This window comes from Halomonas sp. BC2, assembly GCF_002078115.1.
GTDB lineage: Bacteria > Pseudomonadota > Gammaproteobacteria > Pseudomonadales > Halomonadaceae > Vreelandella > Vreelandella stevensii.
In genome coordinates this window covers 1-14,281 of sequence record NZ_LFGT01000016.1, presented here as the reverse complement: position 1 = coordinate 14,281, position 14,281 = coordinate 1, and the positions used below count along the sequence as shown (strand labels likewise).

Annotated in this window: 13 protein-coding genes; 3 read left to right on the top strand and 10 right to left on the bottom strand. The window is 57.3% G+C overall.

Annotation, left to right across the window (positions count from 1 at the left end; all coding sequences use genetic code 11):
* Together B7L71_RS17895 and glnA are read right to left on the bottom strand one after the other, a co-directional pair.
* Positions 1–106 (bottom strand): DUF4124 domain-containing protein (locus B7L71_RS17895; RefSeq protein WP_139790124.1); only part of this gene is annotated, 106 nt, incomplete at its 3' end.
* 152 nt (positions 107–258) lie between these two features.
* A complete protein-coding gene (glnA, locus tag B7L71_RS10990; RefSeq protein ID WP_016915828.1) occupies positions 259–1,665 on the bottom strand; it encodes a glutamate--ammonia ligase in 1,407 nt (468 codons plus the stop codon).
* Between the two features lie 587 nt (positions 1,666–2,252).
* On the opposite strand from glnA, the gene B7L71_RS10985 reads away from it, so the two are divergent.
* The gene (locus B7L71_RS10985) at positions 2,253–2,870 is read left to right on the top strand and encodes a hypothetical protein (protein WP_081137961.1); all 618 of its coding nucleotides are present in this window, start codon (positions 2,253–2,255) and stop codon (positions 2,868–2,870) included.
* A gap of 92 nt (positions 2,871–2,962) precedes the next feature.
* On the opposite strand, the gene B7L71_RS10980 is transcribed toward B7L71_RS10985, so the two are convergent.
* A complete protein-coding gene (locus B7L71_RS10980) occupies positions 2,963–3,988 on the bottom strand; it encodes an acyltransferase family protein (protein ID WP_081137948.1) in 1,026 nt (341 codons plus the stop codon).
* A gap of 123 nt (positions 3,989–4,111) precedes the next feature.
* Here B7L71_RS10980 and B7L71_RS10975 point away from each other — a divergent pair, with 123 nt between their 5' ends.
* The gene (locus tag B7L71_RS10975) at positions 4,112–5,053 is read left to right on the top strand and encodes an alpha/beta hydrolase (protein WP_446497426.1); all 942 of its coding nucleotides are present in this window, start codon (positions 4,112–4,114) and stop codon (positions 5,051–5,053) included.
* Positions 5,054–5,128: 75 nt separating this feature from the next.
* Here the strand turns inward: B7L71_RS10975 and B7L71_RS10970 are convergent, their stop codons facing one another.
* Both B7L71_RS10970 and B7L71_RS17140 read right to left on the bottom strand, forming a co-directional pair.
* Positions 5,129–5,590 (bottom strand): diguanylate cyclase domain-containing protein, encoded by a 462-nt coding sequence (locus B7L71_RS10970; RefSeq protein ID WP_212636756.1) that lies wholly within the window; start codon positions 5,588–5,590, stop codon positions 5,129–5,131.
* 17 nt (positions 5,591–5,607) lie between these two features.
* Positions 5,608–5,841 (bottom strand): PAS domain-containing protein, encoded by a 234-nt coding sequence (locus B7L71_RS17140; RefSeq protein WP_139790123.1) that lies wholly within the window; start codon positions 5,839–5,841, stop codon positions 5,608–5,610.
* Between the two features lie 139 nt (positions 5,842–5,980).
* Here B7L71_RS17140 and B7L71_RS10965 point away from each other — a divergent pair, with 139 nt between their 5' ends.
* Positions 5,981–6,298 carry a hypothetical protein gene (locus tag B7L71_RS10965; protein WP_081137944.1) on the top strand — a complete coding sequence of 106 codons (318 nt, stop codon included), beginning with the start codon at positions 5,981–5,983 and terminating at the stop codon, positions 6,296–6,298.
* Positions 6,299–6,424: 126 nt separating this feature from the next.
* Here the strand turns inward: B7L71_RS10965 and B7L71_RS10960 are convergent, their stop codons facing one another.
* The 5 genes from B7L71_RS10960 to B7L71_RS10940 are packed head-to-tail and all read right to left on the bottom strand — an operon-like array spanning position 6,425 to position 14,165.
* Positions 6,425–9,643, bottom strand: coding sequence for a type I restriction endonuclease subunit R (locus B7L71_RS10960; RefSeq protein WP_081137942.1), 3,219 nt, complete (start codon positions 9,641–9,643; stop codon positions 6,425–6,427).
* On the bottom strand, positions 9,640–10,677 hold the full coding sequence (darG, locus tag B7L71_RS10955; protein WP_081137940.1) for a type II toxin-antitoxin system antitoxin DNA ADP-ribosyl glycohydrolase DarG: 1,038 nt from the start codon (positions 10,675–10,677) through the stop codon (positions 9,640–9,642). Before darG ends, B7L71_RS10960 begins: the two co-directional genes overlap by 4 nt.
* A 10-nt stretch (positions 10,678–10,687) precedes the next feature.
* A complete protein-coding gene (gene darT / locus B7L71_RS10950; protein WP_081137938.1) occupies positions 10,688–11,326 on the bottom strand; it encodes a type II toxin-antitoxin system toxin DNA ADP-ribosyl transferase DarT in 639 nt (212 codons plus the stop codon).
* Entirely contained in the window at positions 11,323–12,612 is a 1,290-nt protein-coding gene (locus B7L71_RS10945; protein ID WP_170919490.1) for a restriction endonuclease subunit S, read from the bottom strand. Before B7L71_RS10945 ends, darT begins: the two co-directional genes overlap by 4 nt.
* Positions 12,609–14,165 carry an HsdM family class I SAM-dependent methyltransferase gene (locus tag B7L71_RS10940; protein ID WP_081137936.1) on the bottom strand — a complete coding sequence of 519 codons (1,557 nt, stop codon included), beginning with the start codon at positions 14,163–14,165 and terminating at the stop codon, positions 12,609–12,611. Before B7L71_RS10940 ends, B7L71_RS10945 begins: the two co-directional genes overlap by 4 nt.
* Positions 14,166–14,281 lie beyond the last annotated feature (116 nt).

The following is a 14,281-nucleotide window of genomic DNA, read 5'->3' as shown; positions in this document are numbered from 1 at the left end:
CGCCGCCGCGCTCGGGGTTATCGGTAAAGGTCACGTTGCCCTGGGCATCGACGATGCGGTACACCGTTTGTGCCTTGGCAGCGCTTACCCACAGGCAGGCGGCCACAAAAACCCCTGTGGATAATATGGCTGACCATGCAACACGCCGCTTACTCACCACGCTGCCTCCTCAACTATTCTGCCCATAAAAAAACCCCGCCGAGGCGGGGTTTTGGCTCGTCACACCGCAAGGGTGATCTTAGCAGTCATGCCATCAGCTTAGCAGCTGTAGTACATGTCGAACTCGATCGGGTGAGTCGTCATGCGGATACGCTCGACGTCTTCCATTTTCAGTTCGATGTAAGCGTCGATCATCTCGTCGGTGAATACACCGCCTTCGGTCAGGAACGCACGGTCAGCATCGAGTGCTTCCAGGGCCTGATCGAGGCTATGAGCCACGGTGGGAACCGACTTGCCCTCTTCCGGCGGCAGGTCATACAGGTTCTTGTCCATGGCATCGCCAGGATGGATCTTGTTCTTGATACCGTCGATACCCGCCATCAGCATGGCAGAGAACGCCAGGTAGGGGTTCGCCGTCGGATCAGGGAAACGTGCTTCGACACGCTTGCCTTTCGGGCTGGCAGTGTACGGAATACGGATGGAAGCAGAACGGTTACGGGCGCTGTAGGCCAGCATGACCGGCGCTTCGAAGCCAGGTACCAGACGCTTGTACGAGTTGGTAGAAGCGTTGGTGAAGGCGTTCAGAGCACGGGCGTGCTTGATGATACCGCCAATGTAGTACAGAGCCATTTCAGACAGGCCTGCGTACTCGTCGCCTGCGAACTGGTTCTGACCATCTTTCCAGAACGACTGGTGTACGTGCATACCAGAACCGTTGTCGCCTACCAGCGGCTTCGGCATGAAGGTAGCGGTCTTGCCGTAAGCGTGCGCCACGTTGTGGATCACGTACTTCATTTCCTGAACTTCGTCGGCTTTCTTCACCAGCGTGTTGAACTTCACGCCGATTTCGTTCTGACCAGCGTTAGCCACTTCGTGGTGGTGTACTTCGACGGTCTGGCCAATCGCTTCCAGAGTGTTACACATGGCACCACGGATATCGTGGAAGCTGTCGACCGGCGGAACCGGGAAGTAGCCACCCTTGACGCGCGGACGGTGACCCAAGTTGCCTGTCTCGACCTTGCTGTCGGTGGCCCAGGCGCCTTCGTCGGAAGTGATCTTGTACATGGAGCCTTGAATATCAGACTTCCAGTGCACTTCGTCGAAGATGAAGAATTCAGGCTCAGGGCCAAAGAACGCAGTATCGCCCAGGCCAGTAGACTGCAGGTAAGCTTCAGCGCGCTTGGCGATGGAGCGCGGGTCGCGGTCGTAGCCCTGCATGGTGGCAGGCTCGATGATGTCGCAACGCAGAATCAGGGTGGCGTCTTCGGTGAAGGGGTCCAGGAAGCCGGTGCCGTCTTCCGGGCGCAGGATCATGTCAGACTCGTTGATGCCCTTCCAGCCATTGATGGAAGAACCATCGAACATTTGGCCGTTTTCAAAAAACTCTTCGTTCACGTCACGCGCAGGCACGGTCACGTGCTGCTCTTTCCCGCGTGTGTCGGTGAAACGCAGGTCTACCCACTTAACATCGTGTTCTTCGATTAGCGCAAGAGTCTTGGCTGACATAGTGTCCTCCGGTATGAGCGTGGCTTAAAGCTTGAAACAGTAAGCTATCGATAAAAGTGTTATGCAACAAATCGTCTACGTACCCTGGCACGTGGCGCGTTTGTCTTTTTTGTTCGCTTTACGTTTGTTTGACCATGGATAACAAATCGCCCAGCGATCATTTCAGACCGGCTATCGTTGTAGCACGCCGAGAGGCTTCTGCCTATGACCTGCTAACGACTAACAGACGGCCCATGAAACTGTTCACAAAACTGCCTACGAAGCTGTCACAAAACATAAGCACGTAGCATGCCAACTTTGCACCAATATGGCTTTCAAAAAAGTAACAGCATGATTCAAAAAGCAAAAATCATTATTCCTGATGCCTCTTGATGTCGCATTGGCTCGTCATGTCATCACATGGAGCACTGCACTCACCCAATTTGCACCAAAAAAATACGAAAAATATCGGAGTTGCACAAAATAAGTGCATTAATCAGACAGTCTATTTTTATATGCTTCTCGATCATTCCACTTGCTACGAAAAGAAACCAATGCCTACAATAAATTACAAAAGGTGAGTAATTAACACAAAGGAAGCCACTGACATGGGTACGGTTTGCTTTATCGTCGATGCTTCCGTGGCGGGAGCCTGCCTTCCTCGCCACCTGCGCTCCATTCGTCAATCTGGCCTGGCCGAGCACCTCATACCCGTGATCGTGACCGCCGCGTTTTTGGATGAGCGCTCCACGACCCTGGAGCAGCGCTTCCACGCTCACTGTCTCGTGACACCCGACAAAAAGCTGGGCGCACGCCTGAATCAGGCAGCGTATGTCAGCCAGGCCGAATGGCTGCTGGTGGCCATGCACAAGCAAGTCTTGCCTGCACAGCTATGGCCCCTGCTGTACCCCGAGCTGGATACGCAAACGCTGGATGCGCTGATCATCAGCGCGATGACGCCTCGGTTACCAGAACGCCTCTGGCAGCAGTTACGTGGCCCTAACGCCGCATTGCCCCCTTACATGGCCATCAGCCGAACCTGGCTGGAACGCTTGGGAGGCTTCGACCCCGAGTTGGAGGTCACGGCAATGACCGACCTGCTCCAGCGCCTGTATGCCTGCCCTACCCGCCTGAAGACGCTCAGCGGGCAAGCACTGGGGTTGCCGCGAGGTTCGCCACTGAGTGCATTGAAAGCACGCTTTTCTACCGAAACGCCCCCACACTGATCGTCGCCCTCATCCCTTCATCACTATTCAACGCATTCTCCAATCCACAAGGCATACTGAACGGCCCCAGCGAGGATTACCTATCGCCAACCTCACACTTTCAGGCGTTTGCCAAACAGCATGGCGCCCCAGGTGGTGGTGTTCACCACCTTGTTCAACAGCACCGAGCCCACGCTGGCCACCACGATCAACAGCAGCGCGTAAAGCACCAGCGGCAGCGTTTCCACGCCGACCAGGGTGTCGGTAATGGCAAAAAACATCGGGTGGGCCAGGTAAATACCGAAGGAGTAAGCGTTGATGTAGCGCACCCAGCCAGGCGCTCGGCGCCCCTTCAAGCGGCGCATGGTGACCAGCACAAACAGTACGAAAAAGGGAATGACCCAGACTTCCTTGGAGGAGAACGCCAGCCAGTGGGCAAAAGTGGCCATCACGATCAGCGCCACCCACCCCCATAACCAGCGTGACTGAGACAGGGTTTGCAGCCACACCGGGCGCTCCTGCAGCACGGCACGAGGGGCCAGCGGGTAGTAGCGCACCAGCACCAGCGCCAGAAAGAAGAGATACACCCACCCCAGGGGCGCGATCCACAGCAAGTAGCCCGGAGGCTCTACCTGGAACCAGTACGCCAGCCCCCAGTAGGCCATGCTAACCACACACGCCACCCACAGCCAGGGCACCGGATTCACCCGCCACAGCTGCCAGCGGGTAAATGCCCAATACGCCGCATAGAACTGCATGGCGATGATCAAGAAATACCCGTGCCAGCCCGCATAGATGAAGTAGCTGCGTGCGTTGGCCAAAAAGCCCACAGCATCGTCGCTGCCCGCCAATCGCCACCACTCTGCCGTCGAATAGATAAAGCCATACATCAGGTAAGGCAGCATGACGTACTTGATCCGCTGGAGCAGAAAGCCCGGCGGGACCTGCTTGTCATAACGCACCGCGAAAACGAATATCGAGATGAACAGGAACACGGGGGTGCCCAACACCAGGGGGATCCGCATGAGGTCGGTGGCCAGGTTATCTACCCGCTGGTTCAAATGGTCCAGCCAATGAAACAAAAAAACGGCAATGCAGCCGTAAGCACGCAGCCAGTAGATTTCCTCGATTTTCTGCATCCAGCCTCCCGGTTTCCCCCAGCGCACCGCCTAGCCGCTATCCTGTTAACAGCGGCCGGGAGTGAACACCCGCAAGCCGCCTGTTGTCCGACCTTGTAAATGCCCGTAAATTCCGGAGGCCCCGTGATCAGAAGAGCTGCCCTGCAACGCATTGCCCTGCTGGCTGGACGCTTGGCCGGACTCTTTGGCTGGCTATTGCTGAGCAACGTCGCACTGGCAGGCGAAGTGGTGCGCGAGCAGTTCTACTCCCCCACGCTGGGCCATGATTACCCTTACACGCTGTATTTACCCGATGGCTATGACAGCCAGGCGACAACGCCCTATCCCGTGATCTACCTGCTGCACGGTTCTTTCGGTAACGAGCTGGATTGGGCCACTCGGGGCAACCTGCCCCAAGTGGCAGACCGGCTGATTCAGGCAGGACATATTCCCCCCGCCGTGTTCGTCATGCCAGGCAGCCGCAGCTGGTGGGTAGATGGTCATAATGAACCCGCCCGCAGCGCCTTTTTCAATGACCTGATGCCCCACATCGAAGCCCACTACCACGTGGGCACCACCCGTGAACGGCGCGGGGTGGCCGGGCTTTCGGCAGGCGGCTACGGCGCGCTGAACTTCGCGCTGGAACACCCCGAAAAGTTTGCCGCTGCCGCTGCGCTGAGCCCGGCCAGCTACGTGCCCACACCACCCAGCAACTCTTCGGCGCATCGCCACCCCGCCTTTCTGGATGAGCGGGGCCAGTTCGACCAGGCACTGTGGGAGCGTCTCAACTACACCGCTCATCTGGAGCACTATCGTCTGCGGGTCACGCCGCGCCCTACTGCCGAACAGAGTGATACCCCGCCGGTGCCGCTTTACATCAGCGCCGGACGCAGCGACGTGTACGATGCCGAATACCACGCGCGCCAGCTACGCCAGACCATGGAACGCATTCAGCCAGGGCTGGTGCGGCTGGACCTGTATCCCGGTGGGCACACCTGGCGTGTGTGGCGCGCCAGCCTACCCGCCGCGCTCAACTTCCTGTTCCAGTACGTGGGTCACGAAGCACCTGGCGAAACGGGCGCATAGAGCACCGCCTGGTTACGCCCCTGCGCCTTTGCCTGGTACATCGCCTGGTCGGCGCAATGGATCAGCGTGGACTCTTCAGCTGCGTGCAGGGAGACGCTGGGCCACGGCCTGCAGCAACTGGTCGCCGACGCCATGACCAAAACGATCGTTGATGGGTTTGAAATCATCCAGGTCGATGAACAACAGCGCCAGCGGTGTATCGCATCGTTTGGACTGAGCGATGGCACTGCTCAAGTGACTGAAGAACAGTGACCGATTGGGCAAGTCGGTCAAGGTGTCGTGCTGGGCCAGATGCAGCACTTTTTGCTCCATCTCCCGGCGTGGCGTCACATCATGGGAAATCCCCAGAAAGCTCATCACCTGCCCCGGCACCTCCTCGACCTCATGGCCCTGAATGCACGGCCAGTTCGGCGACACATAGGTCAGCGTGCCTTCGGCATTCAGCGTGTAGATGATATCGTTGGCCTGCTCGACCAGCTGGCGAAAGCGCTGCTCGCTGGCCCCCCATCGCGCACGGGCGAAAGCTGCAGTTGCCACGCCCGCCCCGACTCCCCTCACCGGACATTCAACGCGCATGGCTGCTGCTGTTCGTCACAGCGGCGAATAGTGTCCAGCACGCTCGTCCCATCCAATGGAAAGCAGCGCTCCAGGGCGGCTTCTGACCCCATGGCTTGCCAACCGACCGTACGCCGAAACGCCGCGTTGCCCTGAACGCACGTCTGGCCATCGCACGTCATCACAAACAGCGGGGTCGCCGACTGCTCGAACAGCGCATGGTATAAGTGCATGGGCGCTCTGCTCTCTGGTTCGTAAACGATTAAGTTAAGCGGCCCAGCCCACGGTGTCCACGAACATTGGTTGACTTCTACCAACGCAAACTACACTGAAAAGGAACCCTTTTTTAGACCCACGAAAGGAAGCCTTCCTATGCATAAACACATTGAGTGGGACGACCCCGGCAGCGCGAGCGTGGTGGAGTACTTCAAGAACGACCCTGACCACACCTCCCCCTACCCCGGCGCTATCCTTTCCGCCCGCTACCAGGGCCGCATCGTACGCGTCAAAGTAGAAGCCTACCGTGACGACGACGCCGTCAGCATCGGCAGCGTCGCCGCCATCCTCGACGAACACGGCCACCGCTTCAAATCACACCAGAAAATCGACATCGGCGACATCGTCCGCCTACCCGACGACAAACGCGCCATGGAACACTGGGAAGAGGAAGAAGAGAACGAAAAAGAGTAACCACGGCCCCCGCTCGGGCGACATGTTGGGGTGGGGGTTAAGCATGGGCCACCCATGCGGCAGGCACCTGCATGAACTCACCGCCTCAACACTTGTGTTACAGCTCCCTGGTTGTGTACGTTTGAATCATGTGCCTACCGAATAAACGCTCTGCCCACCACCGTAATAACTGGTCATCAGGTGGTGGAAGGCGGCCTCGCACTTCTCGTTGTAGATCGTCTCATCGAAGCTGTCCGGCAGCCCCCGGTCGAAGACGATCTCCAGGGTACGGCGAACATCCCCCTTGGCTTGGGCTTTCTTGCGCCAGTCCAGCACCAGCTTCTCTTTCTTGAGGGTCTTCAGAAGTTCCCGACACATGGCCTTCACCTTCGCTACCTCTTTGTCGCTCATCTCTGGGGCTGGCTTGGTGATGATGTCGAACAGCGCCAGCTCCTCCTCGGAGAGCCCCTCGCGGATCGCTCGCTGGTCTTCCGCTTGTAGCTCCTCGGTGAACGCCATCAACTGCTGGAAGAATGCCTCGATGTTCAGGCTGCCCGAGTTGTACTTCTCGATCAGCTTCTGCAGCTTCTCCATGAAGTCGGTGCGGCTGGGGTTCTTGGCCACCATGCTCTCCAGCTTCTGGTTTAGCAGCGCCCGCAGCTTCTCGGTCTCGGTGCGTTTCTTGCCACTGTTGAATTTTTCTTTGAGCTTTTCGAAGTCAATCTGACTGAGGTCGAAGAGCTTCTCCTCGTCCGTCTCCTCGATGACGTAGGGCACCGGGGCCACCGACTGATCCAGCAGGTCGTCCACCTCCTTCATCACCTGGGTGATGTCCACCTCGGGCTCCAGCGCCTTGATCTTCTGGGCCAGCACCGAGAGCAGCACCGCATCGGGGGCCAGCTCATTGGCTGAGGGATCAGGGAGGATGGCTCGGTAGACTCGGGAGGTCGCCCTGGCGAGGTTCAGGAAGGCCTTCTTGGTCTCCTCGCTCTCCAGCAGCTTCTCCACTGCATCGTCCAACAGGGCGACCTTGTCGAAGCCTCTAGCCGTTTTGATCGCTTCGGGATCAATCTGCTTTTCAGTCAGGAAGCCAATTCCCTTGGCCAACAGATGCTTGAGGTACTCCACCAGCTCGGCCTTCTGGTGGATCGGTGCGTCACCGCCTTGAGGTGGCTCATCACCGTATCCTGCCCTCGGCTCAGCTACCCTGGATGAAGCCCCACCATAGATGGCCAGCGCCTCCTGCAGCTTCCTGAAGACACCCGCGTAGTCCACGATCAGTCCCGCTTCCTTGCCGGGAAACTTGCGGTTGGCCCTGGCGATGGTCTGCATCAAGGTGTGGTTCTTCATCGGCTTATCAAGATAGATGGTCGAGCAGGACGGAACATCGAAGCCAGTGATCCACATGGCACAGACGAACACCAACCGTAGCGGTCCATCAGGATCTTTGAACTGCTCGTCGAGGTCTTCCTCCACCATGCGCTTACGGTGAGGCAGGATGTCGAGCCCCTTGTCCGCCAGCTCCTTTATCTCGTTCTGGCCTTGTGAGACCACCACCGCCATATCGGTTGTCTCCAGCACCTTGATCTTGTGCTTGAGAGCCTCCTGCTGCTCCTTAGGGGCAGACGCCAGGTCAGCCTGAAGACGGGCCAGGTAGCCCTTCCAGTGGGCCTGTACCTTGCCATGCATCTTCACGGCGGTGGCCTTGTCGATGCAGACCATCATCGCTTTGCCTTGGTGGCCCCTACCAACGAAGTGCTGCACCAGATCCTCGGCAATGGCTTCCAGGCGGTCGTCGCGAGTGATCAGGTGGTACTCCCGAGCAAAGACCCGCTCGACTTTCTTCTCCTGATCTTCGTTTAGCTCGGCATCTTCCAGCAGCCGTGTCAGGTCGTCGTTGAGGTTCTCGTTGATCAGCTGCAGCTCGGGGATACGGTTCTCGTAGTAGAGCGGCACCGTGGCACCATCGGCGATGGATTGGCCGAAGTCGTAGACCGAGATGTAGTCGCCGAACACCTCCTTGGTCTTTTCCTCACCGGCCATCAGCGGTGTCCCGGTGAAGCCGAGGAAGGCGGCATGAGGCAGCGCCGTGCGCATGTTCATGGCCAGAGTGTCGTACTGGGAGCGGTGAGCCTCGTCGGTGATGACGATAATGTCCTGCCGGTCGGAGAGCTTGGGGTAGGTTTCGCCCTGCTTGGTGCCGAACTTCTGGATCAGCGTGAAGACGTAGCGGTGATCCTCGCTGAGCAGCTGCTTGAGGTGGGCACCGCTCTCGGCGTGGGCCTCTACCTCGTTGACCGCCCCGGTGGCAGCGAAGGTCTTGTAGATCTGCTCGTCCAGCTCGTTGCGGTCGGTGACGATCACGAACGTCCAATTGCCGGGGATGGTGCGGTGGATCTTCTGGGTGAAGAACACCATGGAGAGCGACTTTCCCGAGCCCTGGGTATGCCAGAACACCCCCAGCCGACCCGCCTCACCGGCAGGGCGATCCTTGATCCGCAGCAACTCGGCGATGGCCTTGTTCACCCCGAGGTACTGGTGGTTCTTGGCTATCTTCTTGATGGTGCCGCCTTGGGCCTCCTCGAACACCGTGAAGTTCTCCACGATGTCCAGCAGCCGCGCCCGCTCGGCGATACCTCGTATGGCGGTCTCCAAGGACACCACGCCCTTCTCGCCCTCGTCGTTGATGCGCTTCCACTCGAAGAGATGCTCCCAGGGGGAGAAGGTGCTGCCCACCAGGGTCTCGGAGCCGTTGGAGAGCATCACCACAGCGTTGTAGGTGAACAGCTGGGGGATCACCGAGCGGTAGTCGCTCAGGTTGCCGTCATAGGCGGCCTTGAGGGTCTTGTGACTGGCCTTCAACTCCATGAACAGCAGCGGCAGCCCGTTCACGAAGCCGACCAGATCGGTGCGCCGGGTGTGCAATTCGCCCCTTACCCAGAACTGCGAGGTCAGCAGGAAGTCGTTCGTCTCGGGATGGCTCCAGTCGATCACCCGCACCGTCTCGATAGCGGTGCCACCATTGTCTTCGGATACCTCAACCTTCACGCCATCCTTGAGCAGCCGATAGACTTCCAGATTAGCGTTCACCGCTAGCAACGTGGCACGGTCGCGGGTCAGCTCTTCAACGGCCTTCTCCAGCGCATCAGCGGGCAACTTGGGGTTGAGCTTTTCCAGCGCCAGCCGCAACCGTGGCACCAGCACCACATCCTGCTGGGTCTGCCGCCCCTCGCTCGATACCGTTCCCGACCACTCCCCGTAGAGATTGGTAGTGTCCCAGCCCAAGTCAGCAAACAGCTTAATAGCAGGCTGCTCGACCAAGGCGTCCTCAGAGTAGGCATAAGCAGGAGATGGCGGTGGTGTCATGCAGAGGCCCATCCTTGTTGTTCAATGCGCGCATAGGCCTTGTGAATATGCTTGGGCTTCATCAATTGCTTTTTGCGATGATTCCAGGCAGCTACGCGCTCGCTGAGGTGTTCCAGGCTGCTGGCGTTATCAGGCTCATGGGTCACTATCCAATGAATCGTAGACAGCAGCTCCATGCCATAGGGGGTTTCAAAGCCTTCTATTAGTGCCTTGACGCGCTCAAGGTGGTGCTCGGCTTCTGAATTGTTTTCCAGAAATGCTTGCGCTTCTTCCAAAGCACCGGGCATCAGGCGGATTTCAGCATTACCGGAGCGGTCACCATAGCCCCTAATAAAGTGCCCTTCCATCCGCTGTAACGCGTGGTTTAGGTTATCTGCATAGGGCCCAAGGTGGTGCGCGGTGAATTGCAACCGCATCGGCTCACCAGCGGCCTGTAAAAAGTAGGCAAGCTTCTGTACTTCCAACAAGCTGTGGCGGTAACCCTGGCGGCCATAAAGGTCTAACAACCGAATCAGCAGTGCCCGCCCAGGGGTCATCTTTGGCCGTTTTGTGCGCACTGGCATTTGCTCAACCGGTGGGGCTCCCTTTGGTTCGAACATCAGCACGCGGACATCCGGCAGATCTGCAAAGGCTTGCTCAATTCGCGGTTTGATGTCTGCCCAGTTAAGCCCACCTAGCCCCGCCCCTAGCGGAGGTATAGCAATTGATCGAATACGGTAGTGTTTAATCTGCGCGACCAGATCCACCAAGCCCGCATCAATATCTTCCATTTTCGACTTCCCCTTCCAGTGCCGTTTGGTCGGGAAGTTGATGATGTACTTCGGATTGACCATGTCGCCCGTTTCGAAGACCAACATTTTGCCGGGCAGCATGCCCCCTTCTTTGCAGACGCGGGCATACAGCGAAAAGTTTTCAGGGAACGCTTGCTTAAACTGCAGGGCGATACCTTTCCCCATAACACCCACGCAATTCACGGTATTGACGAGGGCCTCGGCATCGGCTTCCAGCAAATTGCCTTGTGTCGTTTCAATCATAAATGCCCCCTCAGTAATACCAACCGGCTTTGACGGCCACCGGAATGTTCAGCCCTGAACGTCGGATCAAGGTTTCGGCTGCTTCTTTTATGTGCTCGTTCATCACCCCTATTCCTATAATGAGCTCAACGGGGAATCTTCCATGAACCAGGAACTCAGCCTGCCTGCGGCGTTTACGGTCAGGGTCTTCATCAGTATCTGCCCAGTAATGGGCACGCATCAACGGCCAGTCAATTTCGTTCAGTCCGATCAGGTCATCGTAGAAATCCGTCAACTCCATAATCCCGTGGCCATCGGTAAACACGAACCCCAGTTCAGCTGCCTCTACTCTCTGGACGCTGGATACTATGTGGACAATAGATTGCTGGCCGCCTGTGAATCCCTCGACATTGCCTTTTGAAAGCGTGAATAGCATAGGAGAACGTGGCCCGAAGTAAAACGGCACGTAGTCATGCAACACACCACCAGGGCCACAAGGCACCGGGATATGATGACGCCGATCCTGAATGGTTGTGTGGGCAATGTTGGTGTAACCCGTATCTTCCTGCTCCAGCGCACGCTTGGCTCGTAGCTCACCGGCCGCGAGGATCTTCTGCAGATTCTCAAGGGCGGTGATATGGAAGATATGCGTCGGGTCAGGCGGCGTCATGCGGCTTCGACCTCCTTGTCATCAGGCATGGGGATGTCCGATACGTCGATTTCACCGGAGACCAGCTTGGGGAGCAGCAGGTCGCGTTGGGCTCGAAGGTTGGCGTTCTTGTCCACGAGGCGCCGACATAACGTCATCATTGGGTCTGCTATCAAGCTCCAAGATTTTTGAATATGAGCTGGCGGAAGTATGATTTTGAACTTCCTGAAATCTTTCAAAATAATTCTAGGAATCGCTACCCCAGAGACGAAGCCTTTCATCCTCACAACATTATCTGGGTGCTGCAGGGTAAGCGCGAGAAGATTCGGGGCGATCTCGTTGTTGGGGCGCAATATCGCAATCGAGGACAACAGGACCAGGTCTACCTCTTTTTCCATGACAAAACTGTGCTTGAGGTAGCTTCCATCCTTCGCTATAAGAACATCGCCGGGCAAGGGTTTACAGTTGTTTCTGACGAGATCGGCGTAATCTTCTTCGGATATCCTTCGGCATTTAGAAAGGTCGATCCCCCAGTTATGCATGTCCTTGACCGATGCCATCGGCTTGCCAACTTCGGCTTTAGGTGGACTTTTGTGGGCTCCATCAGTTATTCGATCACAGACGCTTTCTAAAGTGGCAACCTCCCAATTCTCAGGAATCCTCCCAAGCTCACTCTCCTTAAAGCTCACCTCCTCATGCCCAGGGAAGCGGAAGTGGACGAACCACTCCTCGTAAAGCCGCCGAGCCATCTCCTCAAGGATCTCGATGCGGCGCGTGTTGTTCTCGATGAGGTCGTCGTAGGCGGAAAGGATTCTGGAAGCCTCACCCTGTCTCTCTCGTGCGAGAATTTCGATCTCATAATCAAGCAAATGAGGGACTTTTAGAGAGGGCTGAGCAACTCCTATGTTGAGGCTTTGAATTCGATCTTGAACTGCGGGGCTCTTTAATAAGTAATAGAAGAACTCGGGGTCAACTACGTTACGGTTAGGCCGCATTGCTATTACATTTTGGGCGATACAGCCTCTTTGCCTCATGAAGAAGGCCACTCGTCCAATGGCGCCGACTGTGGAAATTAATGTGTCACCTATTTCAGGGTGACCTTTTCTAAACCAGTTTTGGTATGTTTCTTCCGAAACATATTTCCTGATCACGCCATAATCAACGCTTCTTTCAGTGCCGCCAATTGCATTCACTTCAATCAGCTCATAACCAGCGTCTGATAATGGGGGGGTCTTTCCCCTGTTATCGACCACATATGACAAGCAATCGCCAATGCGAATTTTCTGGGTTGCAGGTTTCATGTTCATGATGCCTCTAGTAACCCAGCAATATTCACTGCAATGGTAGTTTCCAGTTCCCTTGCCTCAGCGTTCAACACTTCCAATTCCTCAGCCAACTCTTCCAGCCGCTCCGTAAAGTCCACATCCTCGGCCTCCCTTGCCGCTGCCCCGACATACCGACCTGGGTTCAGCGACCAACCCTGCGCCTCGATCTCTGCCCGATTTGCTACCTTGCAGAGCCCCGGCACATCGGCGTAGCCCTCGGCGAGACCCTTCTCGGCCAGCAGCGGCTCACTGCCCTGATCCAGCTCGATAGCCTCGCCACGGTAGAGGCGAACGATGTTAGCCAGGAACTCAATCTGCTCCGGCAACCAGTCCCGATGCGCCCGGTCGATCTGGCGGTAGAGGTGGCGGGCGTCGATGAATAACACTTTGTCGCCACGCTCGGTCCCGCTCTTGGCGCGGTCGAAGAACCACAAGGTACAGGGCAGCGTGACGGTGTAAAAGAAGTTAGGCCCCACCGAGACGATCACATCTACGGCACCCGACTCAATCAGCTTCTGGCGGATCACCTGCTCGCTGCCTCGGGCATCACCCGCAGAGTTGGCCATGACGAAGCCAGCTCGCCCGGTCGGCTTGAGGGAGGCGTAGAAGAGCTGGATCCAGAGGTAGTTGGCGTTGTCGGTCTTCGGTACACCGAACGGGAACCGTGGGTCGCCCTCCAGGCGCTCCTTATCCACCCCAGAGACGTTGAACGGGGGGTTGGCCATCACAAAGTCGAAGAAGCCGTCACCGTTCCTATAGACAGCCCCGTGTGGGTCTTCGTAGTAGGTGTTGGACACCCGCACATCGCCGGAGAGGCCATGCACCGCGAGGTTCATCTTATTGAGGTTGACGGTGGTCTGATCCTTCTCAGTGCCGAAGATCGAGATTTCGTCCATGGCCGTCTTGTGGTGACGCTCCACGAAGTCTGCCGAGTGGACGAACATACCACCGGAGCCACAAGCCGGATCGAAGATGCGCCCGTGGTAGGGTTCGATGATCTCGACGATCAGCTTGACGATGGACTCGGGGGTGTAGAAGACACCGCCTTTCTGACCTTCCTTCAGGGCGAAGTTGCCCAGGAAGTACTCGTAGACCTTGCCGAAGGCGTCCCCCGACAGATCCACCGGGCCGATGAGCTTGAGCAGCTCCTGCAGCACCCAGTTCTCCAGGCGCGTGTAGTTGCGCGGCAGGGCACCCTTGAGGTCAGGGTTCTCCTCCTCGATGGCCTTCATGGCATCGTTGACGGCTCGCCCGATGTTGTCGCCCTCGGTGAGCGACAGCAGGTAGGAGAAGCGGGCGGTCTCGGGCAGGAAGATCACCCCCTCGGCCAGGTAGTCAGCCTTGCTCACCTTGCGGCGGCCACCGGAGCCTACCGGCCCGAGCTTCTCCTCGGCGGCGGCGTACTTTTTCTCGGCGTACCTCAGGAAGATCAGGCCCAGCACGGGGGCCGAAAACTCCGCAGGCTTGAGGCCGGTGTTGGCCCATAACTGGTCAGCTGCTGCCCACAGCCGTTTTTCTGCACTTCCATCGACCAAGATGATACTCCGGGTGGTTTAGCGTGTTCTCAGGGAATTGATATGAGCTTACTACAGGCAACAGAGGTAATGTACCAGTATGAAAGGTCTTTCCAGGGCCGCCACAATGAGTTATA

What these genes read in the sequence shown, in the direction of transcription:
- glnA (WP_016915828.1), bottom strand. Translation starts at nt 1,665, where the DNA reads ATGTCAGCCAAGACTCTTGCGCTAATCGAAGAACACGATGTTAAGTGG.
- B7L71_RS10985 (WP_081137961.1), top strand. Translation starts at nt 2,253, where the DNA reads ATGGGTACGGTTTGCTTTATCGTCGATGCTTCCGTGGCGGGAGCCTGC.
- B7L71_RS10980 (WP_081137948.1), bottom strand. Translation starts at nt 3,988, where the DNA reads ATGCAGAAAATCGAGGAAATCTACTGGCTGCGTGCTTACGGCTGCATT.
- B7L71_RS17140 (WP_139790123.1), bottom strand. Translation starts at nt 5,841, where the DNA reads ATGCACTTATACCATGCGCTGTTCGAGCAGTCGGCGACCCCGCTGTTT.
- B7L71_RS10965 (WP_081137944.1), top strand. Translation starts at nt 5,981, where the DNA reads ATGCATAAACACATTGAGTGGGACGACCCCGGCAGCGCGAGCGTGGTG.
- B7L71_RS10960 (WP_081137942.1), bottom strand. Translation starts at nt 9,643, where the DNA reads ATGACACCACCGCCATCTCCTGCTTATGCCTACTCTGAGGACGCCTTG.
- darG (WP_081137940.1), bottom strand. Translation starts at nt 10,677, where the DNA reads ATGATTGAAACGACACAAGGCAATTTGCTGGAAGCCGATGCCGAGGCC.
- darT (WP_081137938.1), bottom strand. Translation starts at nt 11,326, where the DNA reads ATGACGCCGCCTGACCCGACGCATATCTTCCATATCACCGCCCTTGAG.
- B7L71_RS10945 (WP_170919490.1), bottom strand. Translation starts at nt 12,612, where the DNA reads ATGAACATGAAACCTGCAACCCAGAAAATTCGCATTGGCGATTGCTTG.